The sequence below is a fragment of the Caulobacter sp. 602-1 genome (assembly GCF_003931565.1).
In the GTDB taxonomy this organism is placed as follows: domain Bacteria; phylum Pseudomonadota; class Alphaproteobacteria; order Caulobacterales; family Caulobacteraceae; genus Caulobacter.
In genome coordinates this window covers 411,408-428,736 of sequence record NZ_RRYI01000003.1, presented here as the reverse complement: position 1 = coordinate 428,736, position 17,329 = coordinate 411,408, and the positions used below count along the sequence as shown (strand labels likewise).

General features: G+C 67.5%; 19 protein-coding genes and 1 other RNA gene. 12 read left to right on the top strand and 8 right to left on the bottom strand.

Annotated elements, in window-relative coordinates; translation table 11 throughout:
- Positions 1 to 11: 11 nt before the first annotated feature.
- Positions 12 to 1,076 (bottom strand): helix-turn-helix domain-containing protein, encoded by a 1,065-nt coding sequence (locus tag EIK80_RS10930; RefSeq protein ID WP_125157012.1) that lies wholly within the window; start codon positions 1,074 to 1,076, stop codon positions 12 to 14.
- A 187-nt stretch (positions 1,077 to 1,263) separates the two neighbouring features.
- Between EIK80_RS10930 and EIK80_RS10925 the strand changes: the two genes are divergently transcribed.
- The gene (locus tag EIK80_RS10925) at positions 1,264 to 1,356 is read left to right on the top strand and encodes a hypothetical protein (protein WP_233586593.1); all 93 of its coding nucleotides are present in this window, start codon (positions 1,264 to 1,266) and stop codon (positions 1,354 to 1,356) included.
- A gap of 109 nt (positions 1,357 to 1,465) precedes the next feature.
- Here the strand turns inward: EIK80_RS10925 and EIK80_RS26095 are convergent, their stop codons facing one another.
- Positions 1,466 to 1,903 carry a DUF4145 domain-containing protein gene (locus EIK80_RS26095; RefSeq protein WP_158624666.1) on the bottom strand — a complete coding sequence of 146 codons (438 nt, stop codon included), beginning with the start codon at positions 1,901 to 1,903 and terminating at the stop codon, positions 1,466 to 1,468.
- Positions 1,904 to 2,289: 386 nt separating this feature from the next.
- Positions 2,290 to 2,979, bottom strand: a complete 690-nt coding sequence (locus tag EIK80_RS10915) for a glutathione S-transferase family protein (RefSeq protein ID WP_199743446.1) — start codon at positions 2,977 to 2,979, stop codon at positions 2,290 to 2,292.
- 135 nt (positions 2,980 to 3,114) lie between these two features.
- Here EIK80_RS10915 and EIK80_RS10910 point away from each other — a divergent pair, with 135 nt between their 5' ends.
- Positions 3,115 to 4,155: a ribonucleotide-diphosphate reductase subunit beta gene (locus EIK80_RS10910; RefSeq protein WP_125157009.1), complete on the top strand. Its 1,041-nt coding sequence runs from the start codon at positions 3,115 to 3,117 to the stop codon at positions 4,153 to 4,155.
- 119 nt (positions 4,156 to 4,274) lie between these two features.
- Here EIK80_RS10910 and EIK80_RS10905 read toward each other — a convergent pair whose 3' ends face one another.
- Together EIK80_RS10905 and EIK80_RS10900 are read right to left on the bottom strand one after the other, a co-directional pair.
- Positions 4,275 to 4,697: a DUF6491 family protein gene (locus EIK80_RS10905; RefSeq protein WP_125157008.1), complete on the bottom strand. Its 423-nt coding sequence runs from the start codon at positions 4,695 to 4,697 to the stop codon at positions 4,275 to 4,277.
- A gap of 205 nt (positions 4,698 to 4,902) precedes the next feature.
- Positions 4,903 to 6,159: a dicarboxylate/amino acid:cation symporter gene (locus tag EIK80_RS10900; RefSeq protein ID WP_125157007.1), complete on the bottom strand. Its 1,257-nt coding sequence runs from the start codon at positions 6,157 to 6,159 to the stop codon at positions 4,903 to 4,905.
- 308 nt (positions 6,160 to 6,467) lie between these two features.
- Between EIK80_RS10900 and EIK80_RS10895 the strand changes: the two genes are divergently transcribed.
- Positions 6,468 to 7,922: an AMP nucleosidase gene (locus EIK80_RS10895; RefSeq protein WP_125157006.1), complete on the top strand. Its 1,455-nt coding sequence runs from the start codon at positions 6,468 to 6,470 to the stop codon at positions 7,920 to 7,922.
- 50 nt (positions 7,923 to 7,972) lie between these two features.
- On the opposite strand, the gene nudC is transcribed toward EIK80_RS10895, so the two are convergent.
- Positions 7,973 to 8,911: an NAD(+) diphosphatase gene (gene nudC, locus EIK80_RS10890; RefSeq protein ID WP_125157005.1), complete on the bottom strand. Its 939-nt coding sequence runs from the start codon at positions 8,909 to 8,911 to the stop codon at positions 7,973 to 7,975.
- 93 nt (positions 8,912 to 9,004) lie between these two features.
- Here nudC and ffs point away from each other — a divergent pair.
- From ffs to def, 7 genes are all read left to right on the top strand, one after another.
- An RNA gene (gene ffs / locus EIK80_RS10885) (signal recognition particle sRNA small type) lies at positions 9,005 to 9,102 on the top strand.
- 89 nt (positions 9,103 to 9,191) lie between these two features.
- Complete coding sequence (locus EIK80_RS10880) at positions 9,192 to 11,027, top strand: DNA polymerase III subunit gamma/tau (RefSeq protein ID WP_125157004.1); 1,836 nt, start codon at positions 9,192 to 9,194, stop codon at positions 11,025 to 11,027.
- 32 nt (positions 11,028 to 11,059) lie between these two features.
- Positions 11,060 to 11,389 (top strand): YbaB/EbfC family nucleoid-associated protein, encoded by a 330-nt coding sequence (locus EIK80_RS10875; protein WP_125157003.1) that lies wholly within the window; start codon positions 11,060 to 11,062, stop codon positions 11,387 to 11,389.
- Between the two features lie 4 nt (positions 11,390 to 11,393).
- Positions 11,394 to 11,996, top strand: coding sequence for a recombination mediator RecR (gene recR, locus EIK80_RS10870; protein WP_125157002.1), 603 nt, complete (start codon positions 11,394 to 11,396; stop codon positions 11,994 to 11,996).
- A gap of 115 nt (positions 11,997 to 12,111) precedes the next feature.
- Positions 12,112 to 12,264 (top strand): hypothetical protein, encoded by a 153-nt coding sequence (locus tag EIK80_RS26385; protein ID WP_199743445.1) that lies wholly within the window; start codon positions 12,112 to 12,114, stop codon positions 12,262 to 12,264.
- 69 nt (positions 12,265 to 12,333) lie between these two features.
- A complete protein-coding gene (gene rmuC, locus EIK80_RS10865; protein ID WP_125157001.1) occupies positions 12,334 to 13,644 on the top strand; it encodes a DNA recombination protein RmuC in 1,311 nt (436 codons plus the stop codon).
- Between the two features lie 8 nt (positions 13,645 to 13,652).
- On the top strand, positions 13,653 to 14,174 hold the full coding sequence (gene def / locus EIK80_RS10860) for a peptide deformylase (protein WP_125157000.1): 522 nt from the start codon (positions 13,653 to 13,655) through the stop codon (positions 14,172 to 14,174).
- A gap of 54 nt (positions 14,175 to 14,228) precedes the next feature.
- Here the strand turns inward: def and EIK80_RS10855 are convergent, their stop codons facing one another.
- Both EIK80_RS10855 and EIK80_RS10850 read right to left on the bottom strand, forming a co-directional pair.
- Complete coding sequence (locus EIK80_RS10855; RefSeq protein WP_125156999.1) at positions 14,229 to 14,588, bottom strand: hypothetical protein; 360 nt, start codon at positions 14,586 to 14,588, stop codon at positions 14,229 to 14,231.
- Between the two features lie 65 nt (positions 14,589 to 14,653).
- A complete protein-coding gene (locus tag EIK80_RS10850; RefSeq protein ID WP_125156998.1) occupies positions 14,654 to 15,133 on the bottom strand; it encodes a cupin domain-containing protein in 480 nt (159 codons plus the stop codon).
- 64 nt (positions 15,134 to 15,197) lie between these two features.
- Between EIK80_RS10850 and dapE the strand changes: the two genes are divergently transcribed.
- Positions 15,198 to 16,358, top strand: coding sequence for a succinyl-diaminopimelate desuccinylase (dapE, locus tag EIK80_RS10845; protein ID WP_125156997.1), 1,161 nt, complete (start codon positions 15,198 to 15,200; stop codon positions 16,356 to 16,358).
- 17 nt (positions 16,359 to 16,375) lie between these two features.
- The gene (locus EIK80_RS10840) at positions 16,376 to 17,296 is read left to right on the top strand and encodes a glutaminase (protein ID WP_125156996.1); all 921 of its coding nucleotides are present in this window, start codon (positions 16,376 to 16,378) and stop codon (positions 17,294 to 17,296) included.
- Positions 17,297 to 17,329: the final 33 nt, after the last annotated feature.

Genomic DNA, 17,329 nt, shown 5'->3' with positions numbered 1-17,329 from the left:
GCGGCGGCGGCTCAGGCCGGCTCCTCGGAAGGCGGCGGATCGTTTCTCAGAAGACGGAAAGCACTGGGCGGCCGGCCCTCGACGGCCTGGAAGGCGCGGTTGAACGAGGCCAGGGATGCAAAGCCGCTGTCGAGCGCGATGGTGATCAGCTTGTCGCCGGCGTGGGCGGGATCGGCCAGGCGCCGGCGGGCCTCGGCGACGCGGCAGGCGTTGAGGAAGGCGCGGAAGTGGTCGTGGCCCAGGCGGTGGTTGATGAAGGCCCGCACCGTCTTCTCCGGCGCGCCCATGCGGCGGGCGAAGGCGGCGAAGGTCAGGTCGGGTTCCAGATGGACCCGCTCGACCTCGACCATAACCCGCAGCCGCTCAGCCAGCCGCGCCTCTTCCCCGGCAGCGGGCGGGGCGGCGGGGACGAGGACGGGGTTGGGCGCGGCGAGGGGCGGCGAGACCGGCAGCAGGCGCAGGCCCAGCCAGGCGCTGAAGGCCAGCAAGGCCGTGTTCTGGGCGATGGTGAAGGCCGGCGGTCCCCAGTCCAGACCCATGACCAGATCCACCAGAAAGTCGGCCAGCAGCTGTCCGGCCAGCAGCGCGACGACCAGCACCCGGGCGCGGCGGCTCTCCTCGACCAGATCGCCCTCGCGGTCACGGACCAGCCGCCAGGCCAGATAGGCGATCATCGACAGGCCCAGCGCGATCAGCAGCCAGGACAGGCCCTTGCCCTCGACCGCCGGACCCAGCAGGCCGCGATCGGCGCTGGCGATCGCGATCCAGGCCAGGCCCGCCGCCAGCACCGCGCCGCGCGGCCGGAAGGTCTCGTCGAAACTGGCCAGGCAGAACCACCACATGCAGACGGCGGCATAGCCGGCGACCAGCGCCCCGGCGTGGCTTAGAGGCCCGGAGAGGCGCAACGCCGGGTCGGGCGTATTGCCGGCCAGGAAGCCCGCCAGGCACAGGGCCATCGGCGCGAAATAGACGGCCAGCCGCCGCGTGCGCGGCTCCCGCGCCAGCAGCGCGCCCAGCGCCAGCAGCAGGGTGGCCCCCGCCACTCGCGTGATCACGTCCAGCTGGCTGAGGTCCATGGGGCTCCGAAGCGTGAAGTCCCTCTCTCCGTGAGAGAGGGAGGGGCCCGCCGCGAAGCGGCGGGAGGGTGAGAGGTTTTTAGAGCTTTCCGGTGGCGCTCCGCCAGGGACGCGCCGCAGATACTCCGGCCTTTTGGGGAGTTCGCGCGTGAGCGTCCTTCTCCCCCGGAGAAGGAGCCCTCCTTACATCTCACGGCGAGACGATCGCAGGGCAGGGCGGGTTGCTCAAGGACGGCGCGCAGCGCCGCCGCGCGGCGGCCGGCCGGAGGCCGGTCCTTGACCAACCCGCCCTGCCCTGCACGCTGCAGCCTCCAAGAGATTTAAGGATCGCACCCGACCGGTGGTCGGGTGGTGAAAGGTGAAATTCTATCTGTTGCCGTACCGCTGAACTATTTATTGGAGTTGATCGAGGTTGCTGACTTTCTGACGGCTCCACGTTTTCTGTCTTCGATAAACTGTATTTTATCGTGCGGCAGGTCGCCGTATACTTCGTCGGCTAACATATCGAGGCCGATAGTTTGATCGACAATCACGTTGACAAGATGGAATAACTTTGTCGCACTTGCCAGATCATCGTTAGAGTTAATGGTGCCTAGGTGCACGCTATCGTTCGTGATTATGCGTACCGCGTCGCACATCTTTTGGACGCGTTCTGGCATTCCTCGATCGACAAGCTTTTGAATGCCATCGTTCGGCTTCACCGCTTCGCCGACCAGATGATTGATCAACTTCTCTAGGGCGACTCTGACGAGAGCTGCTGCGCCGCGCGGCGAGAGTTGCAAAATAGAGCATGCCTCAACAAAGTCGGCCTTTATCGCCGCAGGCATATGAACGTGCGGCTTAATATCAGGCGTAAATCTCGGCCAAATTAAGCGCGTTCCGATCCAAACTGCGGCTTCGCTGCAGCTATAGCATCTCGATATGCTTATGTTGTGAACGGGTATATTTCCCTGGCTATGAATGTTTTGGCTAGGGGGGCCGAGTGTGACGCTGGGCGTTACTGCGAAGGCGGCGTCGCTTGCGGGTGAAGGCTGCTGTTTATGAATATCTGATCGCGATGAGGTCCGGTTCGCAGCGTAGCAGTTGAACCAGCTCTGGTGCGCCTCGACGCCACAGTTCGGACAGCTAAAGCCAGATTTCCAGAGCGTGGGGGGCGAAGTCATGGTTCAACTATGCCTAAACGCTCGGAGATTTCTACTACGCTTGCCAGCCCTCACCCCTGCTGCCCCAGCCGCTCCCACCCGTCGAAGAACGGGAACCGCCGCTCCCAGAACGCCGCCAGCCTCGGATCCGCGTCCACCCGCCTGACCACCTCGCTCATCCGCGGCGCGGCCTCGTAGAAGCGCACGCGCCTCGGCCCCCAGCGGCTGACCACCGTGACGTAGAGGTCGAGCACGCTCAGCGCGTCGCCCAGCAGGTAGCGCCCCCCAATCTTCTCGCTGAAGGGCGTGATCTGGCTCTCCATCATCCGCCAGCAGTCCAGGATCCGCTCGGCCGTCGCGGCCTTGATCCGCGCCTGGATTTCCGGGTCCGGTCCGCCCAGGCGTGACGGATCATCCCGCACCCAGAACAGCGAATAGATCGACGCCGGAATGAACGTCATCCAGCGCAGGAACTGGGCGCGCGCGGGATCGTCGACCTTGGGCGCGAGCCGCGCCTCCGGATAGCGATCGGCCAGCCAGATCAGGATGGCGGCGCTCTCGGTGATCGTTTCACCCGCCGGGGTGACGAGGGCCGGAATCTGCTTAAGGGGATTGATCGCGGCGACCTTGGCGGCTTGCGCCTCGCCCTCCCAGGTCGGGGCCTCGATCACCTCAAAAGGCAAGCCGATCAAGGTCATGGCCGCCTCGACGGGCACGCCGCCCGAGCCGAGGGCGCTGAAAATCGTGAACGGTTTCTCCACAAATCATCCCCTATGTTGTGGGCGTGACCCATTGTCACACTAGATGTAGTGGGTCACTATCAGGGTGCGTCGGGCGTCGGCCTGCCGTAGCCTGAGCCTACCCCGTCCGCTCGATTCTCGCTTCCGAGGCCCGCCATGTCCGTTCCGTCATCGCTTATCCTGCCCGGCCTGATGACCCCTTCGGGCGGCTACAAGCCGTTCCGCTATCCGTGGGCCTACGATTTCTGGAAGAAGCAACAGCAGGTCCACTGGATGCCCGAAGAGGTGCCGCTGGGCGAGGACCTCAAGGATTGGGCCGTCAAGCTGAACGACAAGGAACGGAATCTGCTGACCCAGATCTTCCGCTTCTTCACCCAGTCCGACGTCGAGGTGCAGGACAACTACATGGAGCGCTACGGTCGGGTCTTTAAGCCGACCGAAGTGAAGATGATGCTGGCCTCGTTCGCGAACATGGAGACGATCCATATCGCGGCCTACGCCCTGCTGCTCGAGACCATCGGCATGCCTGAGACCGAGTTCTCGGCGTTCATGGAATACGAGGCCATGAAGGCCAAGCACGACTACATGCAGACCTTCGGCGTCGACTCCAACGCCGACATCTGCCGCACGCTGGCCATGTTCGGCGGCTTCACCGAAGGCCTGCAGCTGTTCGCCTCGTTCGCGATGCTGATGAACTTCCCGCGCTTCAACAAGATGAAGGGCATGGGCCAGATCGTCTCGTGGTCGATCCGCGACGAGAGCCTGCACTGCGACGGCATCATCAAGCTGTACCATGCGTTCAACAAGGAAACGAACGCGGTGACCAAGGCCGTGGCCGACGACATCGTCGACTGCTGCAAGCACGTGGTCGGCTTGGAAGACAAGTTCATCGACCTGGCCTTCGAGGCTGGCGACGTCCAGGGCATGACCCCCGACGACATCAAGTCGTACATCCGCTTCATCGCCGACTGGCGCCTGCGCCAGCTGCAGCTGCCGGAAGTTTACGGCGTGAAGGAAAACCCGCTGCCCTGGCTGCAGTCGCTGCTGTCGGGCGTCGAGCACGCCAACTTCTTCGAGGCCCGCGCCACGGAATATTCCAAGGCCGCGACCAAGGGCCAGTGGCATGGCGCCGAGGGGGTCTGGACAAGCTTCGACGAGATGATGAAGAAGCGCACGGACCTGTCGCCGACGCAGTGATCGCTTCACGAGGGGCGTGGGCAGAGGGCGGGGCCGCGAGGCTCCGCCCTTTGTCGTTTGTCCCCAGGGATCTTTTTGTCACCCCGGGTCACCGCCGGCGAAAGGCGCGCCCGGCGGCCTTACGGCTGGTACTTCTTCGGGATCGCCTTGATCTCTTCCGGGGTCAGCTTGGTGATGGTCTTGGCCCGGATCGGGATGGCCATGCCCAGGCCGTCGCCGACGCGCAGGTCCAGATCCAGCGGGCCGCAGACGCTGTCGGGGCCGCGTACGACCGAGACGAGGTGCGTGCCCGGCCAGGTCAGCTGGTTGGAGCCCCACGCCAGGTCGACGCGATAGACGTCGCGACCGCGGACCTTCATGTACAGGGTGTTCTTGTCCGGGGCGGTCCAGCCGCGCCAGTCCGAGAGATAGAAGCACTGGCGGGCGGGCTTGGCCGCCTTGACCGGAGCGTCGCCCTGCGCCGCCGAAGCGGCCGAGGCGCCCATGCCGGCCAGAGCGAGCCCGATCAGCGCCGAGCGCGCGATGTGGCTGATGCTGCTCATGACGTCGTCCTCAAAAGCCCCTCGTCTCAAGAGATTGGACCTCGTCCGGGGCTTGTCAAGTTTTTACTGTACATTTGAAACTGTACACGAAAACGCCCCCCTCCCCAGCGCGCCGGGGAGGGGGCTTGGCCCAAAAAGAAAGAGCCAGTCAGGCTGGAAACCTGACTGGCTCGGGGCTCTGATCGAAGCCTTGCTGGCCGAGGGGTTAAGCCTTGGCGGGTTCGGTGTCGGGCTGGATCTCGTCCAGCTCGCCTTCCCACTTGGCGACCACGGCGGCGGCGACGCTGTTGCCGACGACATTGGTGGCCGAGCGGCCCATGTCCAGCAGGTGGTCGACGCCCAGCACGAGAGCGATCCAGGCCTCGGGCAGGCCGAAATAGGTCAGGGTGGCCATGATCACCACCAGCGAGGCGCGCGGCACGCCGGCGATGCCCTTCGACGTCACCATCAGCAGCAGCAGCATGAAGATCTGCTGCTGGACCGACAGGTGCACGCCGTGCGCCTGCATGATGAACATGGTGGCGAAGGTGCAGTACAGCATCGAGCCGTCGAGGTTGAACGAGTAGCCCAGCGGCAGCACGAACGAGACGATGCGGCGGCGCACGCCGATCTTGGGCAGGCTGTCGAGGATGCGCGGATAGGCGGCTTCCGACGAGGCGGTCGAGAAGGCCAGCAGGGCCGGCTCGCGGATCACGCCGAACAGCGGGATCACCCGCTTGCCCAGCACCAGGAAGCCAGCGACGAACAGCAGCAGCCACAGCGTGCCCATGGTGGCGTAGAAGCCCAGCACGAACTTGCCATAGACGGCCAGCATCGACAGGCCCTGGGTGGCGATGGTCGAGGCCAGGGCGCAGAAGATCGCCAGCGGGGCCAGCTTCATGACGAAGCCGGTGACCTTCAGCATCACCTGGGCGCCTTGCTCGGCCATTTCCAGGATGTGCGGGGCCTTGTTGTCCAGCGAGGCGACGGCGGTGCCGACGAACAGGCTGAAGACCACGATCTGCAGGATCTCGTTCTTGGCCATGGCGTCGAAGATCGAGGCCGGCACCAGATGGGTCAGGAAGCCCTGCAGGGTGAAGGTCTCGGTCGAGGCCGCCGGGGCGTTGGCCGCGCTGGCGACCTCGGTCAGGTTCAGGCCCGAGCCCGGGTGCAGCAGGTGCACCATCAGCAGGCCCAGCAGCAGCGATACGGCCGAGGCGCTGACGAACCAGGCCATGGTCTTGGCGCCGATCCGGCCGACGGCGGCGGCGTCCTCCATGTGGGCGATGCCCGCGACGAGCGTCGTCAGCACCAGAGGGGCGATGATCATCTTGATCAGCCGCAGGAAGAGGTCGGTTCCCATCTTGAACCACTTGACCGCTTCCTCGGTCTGCGCCGGATCGAGGAACTGATTACAGGCCCAGCCGACCATGACCCCCAGGATCATGGACGCGATGATCAGATAGGCGAAGCGTTTGTTCATGAATCCCCCTGGCGTCCGTATCGACGTCGACGGCCTTGTTCTGGTGTTCGGAAGAAACGACGCGCGAGAAGGCCCGCGCCGCCATTCGCCCCTTCCTTGAGCATTTCAGCCCTTGTGGCCGACCGGCGCCGGTTCGTCCATGCCCTTGCGACGGCGGGGCCCGGCTTCCGGCGAGCCAAGCTGAAGAAACAGGCTCATCCTAAAGACGGACGTCCGCCCGACTTCCTCATCCCGGATAAGTAATAAATCATTCCCATTTGGTCGGGGCGGCGTCTCGCCAACGTCGCAAAACGTCGCTATAAGGACCCATGTCAAACCAAGAAAAAGCAATCGCCGTCGTCGAACGGCTGAATGACGAATACGAACGCGCCGTCGACGCCCTGCGGACCGCCCTGCGCGCCTATCTCGAAAACGGAACCCGTCCGGACCCGCAGACGCGGTTCGACGGCACTTTCGCCTATCCCGAGCTGCGCCTGACCTACGACCCTGAGGCCCTGCCGCCCAAGCTGGCCCGCTCGTACGCCCGCGTCAGCCGCCCCGGCGTCTATTCGACGACCATCACCAAGCCGGCCCAGTTCAAGGACTATCTGGTCGAGCAGCTCAGCCTGCTGATGGACGACTTCGACGTCGAGATCGAGGTCGACCGCTCCAGCCAGGAAATCCCCTATCCCTATGTGCTGGACGCCACCATCGACCTGAACCAGGCCGACGTGCGCAGCGAGGACATCGCCCGTTTCTTCCCGACCACGGATCTGGCCTTCATCGGCGACGAGATCGCCGACGGCGTGTGGAACCCGGCGCTGGAGGAGACCCATCCGCTGTCGCTGTTCGACGGCCTGCGCACGGACTTCTCGCTGGCCCGCCTGAAGCACTACACCGGCGCCCCGGCCGAGGACGTGCAGCAGTTCATCCTGTTCACGAACTATCATCGCTATGTCGACGAGTTCGTCCGCTGGGGCATCGACCAGCTGCAGCAGCCTGACAGCCCCTATACGGGTCTGTCGTGCTCGGGCGGCCTGACCATCACCGCCAACACGGTGAATCCGGAGCTGGCGGTGGCGGAGTCGACCTGGCGCAAGCACCAGATGCCGGCCTACCACCTGATGGCCCCGGGCGGTTCGGGCGTGACCCTGGTCAATATCGGCGTCGGTCCGTCCAACGCCAAGACGATCTGCGACCACCTGGCGGTGCTGCGCCCGCAGGCCTGGCTGATGATCGGCCACTGCGGCGGCCTGCGCGACACCCAGACCATCGGCGACTACGTCCTGGCCCACGCCTATCTGCGCGACGACCACGTGCTGGACGCGGTGCTGCCCCCCGAGATCCCGGTGCCGTCGATCGCCGAGGTGCAGCGCGCCCTCTACGACGCGGCCAAGGCGATCAGCGGCGACAGCGGCGACCAGCTGAAGAAGCGCCTGCGCACCGGCACCGTCGTCACCACCGACGACCGCAACTGGGAGCTGCGCCACAGCCTCTCGGCCCTGCGCTTCAACCAGAGCCGCGCCGTGGCCATCGACATGGAAAGCGCCACCATCTCGGCCCAGGGCTATCGCTTCCGGGTGCCGTACGGGACGCTGCTGTGCGTGTCGGACAAGCCGCTGCACGGCGAGATCAAGCTGCCCGGCCAGGCCAACGCCTTCTACGAGCGGGCGATCAGCCAGCACCTGCAGATCGGGATCCTGGCCTGCAAGCTGCTGCACGCCGAAGGCCCCAACCTGCATTCGCGCAAGCTGCGGGCCTTCGACGAGCCGCCGTTCCGATAGGGGCGATCTTGGACGATGCTCCCCCGTCGTCCGGGGGAGCATCTGGAGCGTCACGCCTCGCTCCACGCCTTGATCAGTTGATGGGCGATCGCCAGCGATGGCGGGCAGAACACGCCCTCGATCTCGCCCTTGATCAGCCGAACGGCCTCGTCCTTGCTGAACCAGCGGACTTCCTCCAGCTCGGTCTGGTCGGGCGCGGCTTCGGCGCTGTCGACCTCGGCGATCAGGCCGATCATCAGCGAGCCCGGCCACGGCCAGGGCTGGCTGGAATGGTAGCGGACGGCGGTGGCGGTCAGGCCGGCCTCTTCCTTCAGCTCGCGGGCGCAGGCCTCCTCGATGGTCTCGCCCGGCTCCAGGAAGCCGGCCAGAGCCGAGAACATGCCCTTGGGCCAGGCCGCCTGGCGGCCCAAAAGGCACTTGCCGTCATGGACCGCCAGCATGATCGCCACCGGGTCGGTGCGGGGGAAGTGCTCGGCGTCGCAGGCGGGGCAGACGCGCTTCCAGCCGCCATCGGCGACCTCGCTCTTCTGGCCGCAGTTGCTGCACCAGCGGTGGCGGCGACGCCATTCGAACATCGACTTGGCGGTGGCCAGGATGCCGGCGTCGGCCGGCGGCAGGGTCGCGGCCGCGCCGCGCAGCTCCTCGAACCGGCCCAGGCCCTGCAGCGGGCCCTCGGCGGGGTCGGCGGTGGTGTCGATATCGACCGCGAAGACGGCGATGTCCTTCCACAGGCCCAGATACAGCAGTCTCTCGTTTCCGCCGGCCAGGTCCTGGGCCATGTCGGCGCGCAGATAGGCGATCTGAACCCCGGTCGGCTTGCCGTCCTCGCCGAGCACGTCCTCGACCAGCGGCTTGCCGTTCCACAGGGCCACGGCGAGCGACTCGGGGTCGGCCAGCCTTTCGGCCAGCCACGCTTCGTCTCCCCGCCGCTCGCTGTCGCGGTTCAGGGGGTTGCCGGCGAAGGTGTTGGTGATGATCGACAGGGCCATGCGTCGTCTCTAGCGCGAGTATGAACGCTCGTCACGACGTCGCGAATGCGTCATGTGGCTTGCATCCGTCGCGATGAGTCGCGATATAGGCCTCGGAGATCGGCGCGGACGGAAGCCTCGCCAACCTGGTCAGGGCCGAGAGGCAGCAGCCACAACGAGATCACCTCTGGGTCGCTGTCCGGTCTCCACCTTCCCCCAAATCGGCGAAATCTGTCAGCAGATGTCTGGTCCGCCCGGGCCGGGCCTTTTGCCGCGCCCTTCGCCCCACTACACTCAGCCCATGGCCGACCTCGACGATCTCTCGCCTGATTCCGCGCCGTGGGACGAAGCGCCCGCCGAGCGCGACGAGAACACCGCCGACATCTTCGGCGAAGCGCCGACGCCCGCGCCCCTCGCGGAGGCGCGCCCCGTCGTCGAGTCCCCGCCGGAAAACGAGAAGGGCGACGCCTATACCGTGCTGGCGCGGAAGTACCGCCCGCGCACCTTCGAGGACCTGATCGGCCAGGAGGCCATGGTCCGCACCCTGGCCAACGCCTTCTCCACGGGCCGCATCGCCCACGCCTTCATGCTCACCGGCGTGCGGGGCGTCGGCAAGACCACGACCGCGCGCCTGCTGGCCCGCGCGCTCAACTACGAGACCGAAACCGTCAAGGGACCCTCGGTCGACCTGACCACCGAAGGCTATCACTGCCGCGCCATCATCGAGGGCCGGCACATGGACGTGCTGGAGCTGGACGCCGCCAGCCGCACCAAGGTCGACGAGATGCGCGAGCTGCTGGACGGGGTGCGCTACGCCCCGGTCGAGGCGCGCTACAAGGTCTACATCATCGACGAAGTGCACATGCTGTCGACGGCGGCGTTCAACGCCCTGCTGAAGACGCTGGAAGAGCCGCCGCCGCACGCCAAGTTCATCTTCGCCACCACCGAGATCCGCAAGGTGCCGGTGACGATCCTGTCGCGGACCCAGCGCTTCGACCTGCGCCGGGTCGAGCCGGACGTGCTGGTCAAGCACTTCGACAAGATCTCGGCCAAGGAAGGCGCGCGGATCGAGATGGACGCCCTGGCCCTGATCGCCCGCGCGGCCGAGGGCTCGGTGCGCGACGGCCTGTCGCTGCTGGACCAGGCCATCGTGCAGAGCGATCGCGGGGCCACGGTCACCGCCACGGTGGTCCGCGACATGCTGGGTCTGGCCGATCGCGGCCAGACCATCGCCCTGTTCGAAAACGTCATGGCCGGCAAGACCAAGGACGCGCTGGAGGGCTTCCGCGCCCTCTGGGGCTTCGGGGCCGATCCGACGGTGGTGATGCTGGATGTGCTGGACCACTGCCACGGCGCGGCGGTGGCCAAGGCGCTCGGGCCGGACGCCCTGTCGATGCCCAAGGAGCAGGCCGCGCGCCTGGCCGCCATCGGGGCCCATACCTCGGCCGGCACGCTGTCGCGCCTGTGGCAGATGCTGCTGAAGGCCCACGAGGAGGTGCGCCGCGCGCCCGACGCCATGGCCGCGGCCGAGATGGCGCTGATCCGCCTGTGCTACGCCGCCGACCTCCCTGGTCCGGAGGAAGCGCTGAAGGCCCTGCGCGACGGCGCGCCGCCCGGTGGAATTGGCGGCGGTCCGGGCGGGGGGGGCTCGATGGGCGGCGGCTCGGCCGGCGGCGCGACCTCGGCCGCCCATGCGCCCATGACCATGGCCGCGCCCGGGGCCCTGGCCATGCCTGTGGTGGCCTCGTTCGACGACGTCATGGCCCTGATCGCCGCGCGGCGCGACATCGGCCTGCGGCTGGACGTCGAGCAATATGTTCGTCCGATCAATTTCCGGCCCGGCGCCATCACCTTCGAGGCCGCGCCCGGCGCGCCCGCCAATCTGGCCGGCCGCCTGGTCCGTTTCCTGAAGGAAGCGACCGGCCAGCCCTGGCTGGTGGCCGCCGAGGGCGGCGGCGGGGCGGAGAGCCTGATGGAGCGCCAGAAGCGCGAGGAGCGCGAGGCGCTGGCGGAGATCAAGAAGGATCCGTTCGTCGCCTCGGTGCTGTCGGCCTTCCCCGGCGCCGAGATCGTCGAGATCCGCAAGCTCCTCACCCCCGAGGCCCCGCCTCTGGAGCCGGACGAGGAAGAGGGCTGAGCGGCCCGTTGTTTTGAATTTGGAGTTCTGAGATGAAAGACCTCGGCGGCCTGATGAAGCAGGCTCAGGCCATGCAGCAGAAACTGGCGGACGCCCAGGCGCGTCTGGCCGAGAGCACCGTCGAGGGGACCTCGGGCGGCGGCATGGTCACCGTCACCCTCAAGGGCACCGGCGAACTGGCCAAGGTGGTGCTGGACGAGAGCCTGATCGAGCCGGGCGAGGGCGAGGTCATCGCCGACCTGATCGTCGCCGCCCACGCCGACGCCAAGAAGAAGCTCGACGCCAAGCAGGCCCAGATGATGCAGGAGGCCGCCGGCCCGATGGCGGGCCTGATGGGCGGCATGCCCGGGATGAAGTTCTAGGAACTTGGCCGCTTCCGCCGGACCTGAGATCGAGCGCCTGATCGCCCTGCTGTCCAAGCTGCCGGGGCTGGGTCCGCGCTCGGGCCGGCGCGCGGCGTTGGCCTTGCTGAAGAAGCGCGACACGCTGCTGGCGCCCCTGGCGCAGGCCATGGCCGAGGCCCAGGCCAAGGTCCGCGCCTGCTCGGTTTGCGGCTCGCTGGACGTCACCGATCCGTGCGCGATCTGCGCCGACGCCACCCGCGACGGGCGCCTGCTGTGCGTCGTCGAGGAGGTCGGTTCGGTCTGGGCCATGGAGCGCGGCGGCTCGTTCAAGGGGCGCTATCACGTGCTGGGCGGCCTGCTGTCGGCTCTGGATGGGATCGGTCCGGAAGCCCTGCGGATCGGCGAACTGGCGGCCCGGGTCGCGGATGGCGAGGTGGCCGAGGTGATCCTGGCCCTGCCGGCCACGGTCGACGGCCAGACGACCGCCCACTACATCGCCGACCGCCTGGCTCGGACCAACGTGCCGGTGACCATGCTGGCGCGCGGCGTGCCGGTCGGCGGCGACCTCGACTGGCTGGATGACGGCACCATCGCCCAAGCCCTGCGCGCTCGGCGCCCGGCTTGAGCGAAATCCTGGGGATCGCCCTGGAATCCGGCTGACAGCTTGACCTTCCCGCGCCAATCTCCGCCAAGCCGCGTTCGGCCGGTCGCCGGCGCGCGCCAGTGGAGGGACTGATTACATGAGCACGCCCGAGGACAAGGCTCCGGAAACCGAAGCCGAAGCGCCGCACCCGGCCAAGGTCGGCGTGGTGGACCGCGGCCACAACGTCACCGGCTTCGCCGGCGAACCGATCAGCGGCATGATCGCCGATCTCGCCGACGGCGACGACTGATCCAGGCGGCGGCCGGGCGAAGAGCCCGGCCGCCTTCCGTTCCGGGTCGACTCCGGCTAAGAACGGAGCATGAACTTTTCAGACCCGTTCCTGATCCTGGCCATCGTCTTGTTGGTCGTGGCCGTTGTCGCCAGCGTAGTGGCCGTCTGGGCCATGACCCGCGCGGCGAAGGCCGAGGCGAAGGCCTGGCAGTTGAACGAACAGCTCGTCCAGGCCGGCGAGCGTGCGCGCCTCCTCGAGGACCAGGCCGCCACCCAGGCCGAGCTGATCCGCGCCCAGGCCGACAAGCAGGCGACCATGACCGCCAACTCGGTGGCCGAGGCGCTGATCAAGCGCACCGAGGAGAATTTCAAGAGTCGCGAGCTGCTGAGCCAGCAGCGCCTGGAGGCCCAGCTGAAGCCGGTGGCCGAGACCCTGGCCAAGTTCGAGGCCCAGGTCACCGCCGTCGAGAAGGCGCGGGCGGAAGAGACCGGCGGCCTGAAGGCCCAGATCGCCGCGCTGCTGGAGGCCTCGACCGCCACTCAGTTCGAGGCGCGCAAGCTGTCGGCCGCCCTGCGCCGCGGCGCCGGGGTCCAGGGCCGCTGGGGCGAGCAGACTCTCCGCAACGTTCTCGAGGCCGCGGGTCTCACCAACCGCTTCGACTTCGAGGAGCAGTTCAGCGTCGACAGCGACGAAGGCCGACGCCGGCCCGACGTCAAGGTCAAGATGCCAGGCGGCGGGGTGTTCGTCATCGACGCCAAATGCTCGCTGAACGCCTTCCTCGAGGCCCAGGAGGCGACCGAGGAGCATCTGCGGGAAAGCGCCCTGGCCCGCCACGCCGCCAGCGTCCGCGCCCACATGCAGGGGCTGTCGGCGAAGGCCTATTGGGACCAGTTCGCCGGCGAAGGCTCGCCCGACTTCGTGGCCATGTTCGTACCCGGCGACGGCTTCCTGGCCGCCGCGCTCGACCGTCTGCCCGAGTTGATGACCGAGGCCATGGACCGCCGGGTGGTGCTGGTCACCCCGACGACCCTGTTCGCTCTCTGCAAGGCCGTGGCCTATGGCTGGCGCGCCGAGGACCAGGCGAAGAACGCCGCCCGCATCGTCGAGGTCGGCCGCGAGCTGTACAAGCGCGTCTCGGTCATGGGCGCCCACGCCGGCGCCGTGGGCAAGGCGCTGGAAAGCGCGGTCGGCAAGTACAACCAGTTCGTGGGCTCGCTGGAGAGCCAGGTTCTGACCCAGGCCCGCCGCTTCGAGGAGCTTTCCGTCGACCACGAGGGCAAGGATATCGCCGAACCGGCCCTGGTGGAGCAGAGCGTCCGGCCCCTGACCAAGCTGGCCGCTCAGGCCGGGGTGGGGCAATCTCCCACCTTGACGCTCGGAAATGACCCTACTACCTGAGTGGCATCATGGCTATCCGTCGTATCCTCACAGTCGATAACGCCGCCGATCTGGCGACGCTGAAGAAGATCTCCGCCCCGGTGGAGGCCGTCACCGACGAGCTGCGCGCGCTGATGGATGACATGCTGGAGACCATGTACGACGCCCCCGGCATCGGCCTGGCCGCCGTGCAGGTGGGCGAGCCCGTGCGCGTCATCACCATGGACCTGGCCCGCGAGGGCGAGGAGCCGGCCCCGCGCTACTTCGTCAATCCCGAGATCCTGTCGAGCTCGGAGGAGACCCTCGGCTACGAGGAAGGCTGCCTGTCGGTGCCGGAATATTTCGACGAGGTCGAGCGTCCGGCCAAGGTCACCATCCGCTATATGAACTACCAGGGCGAGACCGTCGTCGAGGAAGCCGAGGGCCTGTTCGCCGTCTGCATCCAGCACGAGATGGACCACCTGGAAGGCGTGTTGTTCATCGACCACCTGTCGCGCCTGCGCCGCGACCGCGCCATCACCAAGGTGAAGAAGGCCCGCCGAGCGGCTTAGGCCCTTTGGCGTTAGATGGTCCCATCTAACGAGACCGGCTCTATTTCAAATGCTCTAGGGGCGGTTGAACGCATCCGCCAAATGGCAGGACTTGCCGGCCTGGAGGTTTTCCAGGCCGATCACGTCGAGGGCGTTGTCCTCGCCCTGCTCGACATACTGTCCCAGCACCTCGACATAGACGGGGGCCGTCAGCGTCTTCAGGCGCTCGCGCAGATCGGCGACCGGCTTCTCACGCTCTCCCGGCCGGTCGCGCAGGATGTAGCGGTTACCCGCCAGATCGCAGCGGGTCAGAACGACCTGCGCCTTCTCGACGCCGACCGTGCCGATAAAGATGTCCTGGGCCAGGACGGGACCGCTCGCCATCGCCAGCGCCAAGGCCATGCCCAGGCAGGCGGCCCAGTGTGATCGTGTCATGAACATCCCCGGCGACGACAACTTGCCGGTGAATACACCATCGGCGCGGTGAAGGTTCCAAGAGGCTACCGTTTCCGCCCCTGATCCGTCTCATACGGCGTTCCGTCGCGATGGCGGTAGGCATCCTCCCCCTCCCGCAAAATCAGGTCGATGTCAGGGTAGTCGCAGCCATCCGTATCCGGCCTGCGCGAACCGATCTCCAGCAGCAGCACGTCCCTGTCCGAGCGGTTCTGGAAGTGGTGGCCGTTCGCGACTCCGGCCTTGAAGCCCGCGCAGTCGCCGGCCCGCAGCACCGTCTCGCCGTCATTGTCGACCAGCACGACCTCGCCCTCGACCACCCAGGTGAACTCGTCCTCGGCCGTGTGCCAATGGCGCTGGCTGGACCACGCGCCCGGCGGCAGGCGCAGCAGGTTGACGCCGAACTGGTCGAGCCCGACCGCATCGCCCAGCTTGGTGCGATGGCGCTCAAGGCAGGGCGCGTTGAACGGCGCGGGATAGGCCGTGCCGACGCGGGTCGGGGCCGAGGCGATATCGATCTTGGGCATCGAGGACCTTGGAAGAAGCTTGTCGGGTTTGCGTCCCGTCGGAGGGAAGCCTAAAGCCAGGATCATGACCAGCCCCGCGCCCGTTTCCGTCAGCATCGACCCCGTCGAACTCGCCCAGGCCCTGATCCGTCGCCCGTCGGTGACCCCGGCCGACGCGGGCGCGATGGACACGCTACAGCGTCAGCTGGAGGCGCTGGGCTTTACCTGCCGGCGGATGACGTTCGGCGAGATCGAGAACCTCTACGCCCGGCGCGGAACGGCGCGGCCGAACCTCTGCTTCGCCGGCCACACCGACGTGGTGCCGGTCGGCGACGACGCGGCCTGGACAGCGGGACCGTTCGAGGCCGAGATCAAGGACGGGGTGCTGTACGGTCGCGGCGCGGTCGACATGAAGTCCGCCATCGCCGCCTTCGTCGCCGCCGTGGGGAAGGTCCCCGAGCACGCCGGCTCGATCAGCTTCCTGATCACCGGCGACGAGGAGGGCGTGGCAGAGGACGGCACCGTCAGGGTCGTCGAGGCCCTGGCCGCCGAGGGCGAGGTCATCGACCATTGCATCGTCGGGGAGCCGACCTCGGCGAACCTGCTGGGCGACATGGTCAAGATCGGCCGGCGCGGCAGCATCAACGCCTGGATCGCCGTGGACGGCGTGCAGGGCCACGTGGCCTATCCGCACCGGGCCGCCAACCCGATCCCGGTGATGGTCGACATCCTCTCGCGCCTGCAGAGCCGGGTGCTGGACGAGGGCTATACGGGCTTCCAGCCGTCGAACCTGGAGGTGACCACGGTCGACGTCGGCAACACCGCCACCAACGTCATCCCGGCCTCGGCCAAGGCCCGGATCAACATCCGCTTCAACCCGGCCCACCAGGGCAAGGACCTGGCAGCGTGGATCGAGGCAGAGTGCCGCGAGGCGGCCGAGGGATTCTCGGGACGGGTCGAGGCGCTGTGCAAGATCAGCGGCGAGGCCTTCCTGACCGAGCCGGGCGCCTTCACCGACGTGATCGTGGCCGCCGTCGGCGACGCCACCGGCCGCGTACCGGAGCTGTCGACCACCGGCGGCACCAGCGACGCCCGCTTCATCCGCGCCCTGTGCCCGGTGGTCGAGTTCGGCTTGGTCGGCTCGACCATGCACCAGGTCGACGAGCGGGTTCCGGTCGAGGAGATCCGCCAGCTGGCGGGCGCCTACGAGGCGCTGATCAACCGCTACTTCGCGGCCTTCGCTTAAGAGACGGAGCGTCGACCATGAAGGCGCTCTCGATCCCCGACGTGCTGGCCGAGGTGGCGGTGCTGGTGAAGCCGCACTTCGGCAGGGGCCGGACGGCCGACTACATCCCGGAGCTGGCCACCGTGCCGGGCGGCAAGTTCGGCATGGCCGTGCGCACGGTCGACGGCGGCGAGCATGTGATCGGCGACGCCGACGAGGGCTTTTCGGTCCAGAGCATCACCAAGGTCTTCGCCCTGGGCCTGGCCTTGAACCGCCTGGGCGACGAGATCTGGACGCGCGTCGGCAAGGAGCCCTCGGGCACGCCGTTCAACCACCTGTCGCTGCTGGAGGCCGAGCAGGGCGTGCCGCGCAACCCGTTCATCAACGCCGGCGCCCTGGCGGTCACCGACGTCCTGATGAAGGTCACCCGCGATCCCGCGGCCCTGGTCCGCGACTTCGCCGGCTTTCTGGCCGACGAAAGGATCGAGATCGATCCGACCGTGGCCGCGTCGGAGCTCGCCAACGCCTGGCAGAACCGGGCCATCGCCAGCTTGATGCGGGCCAAGGGCACGATCATCCACGATCCCGAGGCGGTGGTCGCCGCCTATTGCCGCCAGTGCGCCCTGACCATGAGCTGCCGCCAGCTGGCCCGGGCCTTCCTGCCCCTGGCGGCCGACGGGTTTTCGCCGATCGCCCAGGAGACGGTGTTTCCCGAGCGCCTGACCCGGCGGCTGAACGCTCTGCTGCTGACCTGCGGGATCTATGACAGCGTCGGCAGCTTCGCCTACCGCGTCGGCCTGCCGGCCAAGAGCGGGGTGGGCGGCGGCATCGTCGCGGTGATCCCGGGCAAGGCGACGGTGGCGGTGTGGTCGCCGGAGCTGGATCGGTTCGGCACCTCGGTCGTCGGCACGGCGGCGTTGGAAGCGTTCAGCCAGATCACCAACTGCTCGGTGCTGTAGCGACTTTGACGCGGCTCAAGGGCGCCGGGCCGC

Bases quoted from the DNA above. Each gene is read 5' to 3' on its own strand.
- EIK80_RS10930 (WP_125157012.1), bottom strand. From the start codon at position 1,076: ATGGACCTCAGCCAGCTGGACGTGATCACGCGAGTGGCGGGGGCCACC.
- EIK80_RS26095 (WP_158624666.1), bottom strand. From the start codon at position 1,903: ATGCCTGCGGCGATAAAGGCCGACTTTGTTGAGGCATGCTCTATTTTG.
- EIK80_RS10910 (WP_125157009.1), top strand. From the start codon at position 3,115: ATGTCCGTTCCGTCATCGCTTATCCTGCCCGGCCTGATGACCCCTTCG.
- EIK80_RS10905 (WP_125157008.1), bottom strand. From the start codon at position 4,697: ATGAGCAGCATCAGCCACATCGCGCGCTCGGCGCTGATCGGGCTCGCT.
- EIK80_RS10900 (WP_125157007.1), bottom strand. From the start codon at position 6,159: ATGAACAAACGCTTCGCCTATCTGATCATCGCGTCCATGATCCTGGGG.
- EIK80_RS10895 (WP_125157006.1), top strand. From the start codon at position 6,468: ATGTCAAACCAAGAAAAAGCAATCGCCGTCGTCGAACGGCTGAATGAC.
- nudC (WP_125157005.1), bottom strand. From the start codon at position 8,911: ATGGCCCTGTCGATCATCACCAACACCTTCGCCGGCAACCCCCTGAAC.
- EIK80_RS10880 (WP_125157004.1), top strand. From the start codon at position 9,192: ATGGCCGACCTCGACGATCTCTCGCCTGATTCCGCGCCGTGGGACGAA.
- EIK80_RS10875 (WP_125157003.1), top strand. From the start codon at position 11,060: ATGAAAGACCTCGGCGGCCTGATGAAGCAGGCTCAGGCCATGCAGCAG.
- EIK80_RS26385 (WP_199743445.1), top strand. From the start codon at position 12,112: ATGAGCACGCCCGAGGACAAGGCTCCGGAAACCGAAGCCGAAGCGCCG.
- rmuC (WP_125157001.1), top strand. From the start codon at position 12,334: ATGAACTTTTCAGACCCGTTCCTGATCCTGGCCATCGTCTTGTTGGTC.
- def (WP_125157000.1), top strand. From the start codon at position 13,653: ATGGCTATCCGTCGTATCCTCACAGTCGATAACGCCGCCGATCTGGCG.
- EIK80_RS10855 (WP_125156999.1), bottom strand. From the start codon at position 14,588: ATGACACGATCACACTGGGCCGCCTGCCTGGGCATGGCCTTGGCGCTG.
- EIK80_RS10850 (WP_125156998.1), bottom strand. From the start codon at position 15,133: ATGCCCAAGATCGATATCGCCTCGGCCCCGACCCGCGTCGGCACGGCC.
- dapE (WP_125156997.1), top strand. From the start codon at position 15,198: ATGACCAGCCCCGCGCCCGTTTCCGTCAGCATCGACCCCGTCGAACTC.
- EIK80_RS10840 (WP_125156996.1), top strand. From the start codon at position 16,376: ATGAAGGCGCTCTCGATCCCCGACGTGCTGGCCGAGGTGGCGGTGCTG.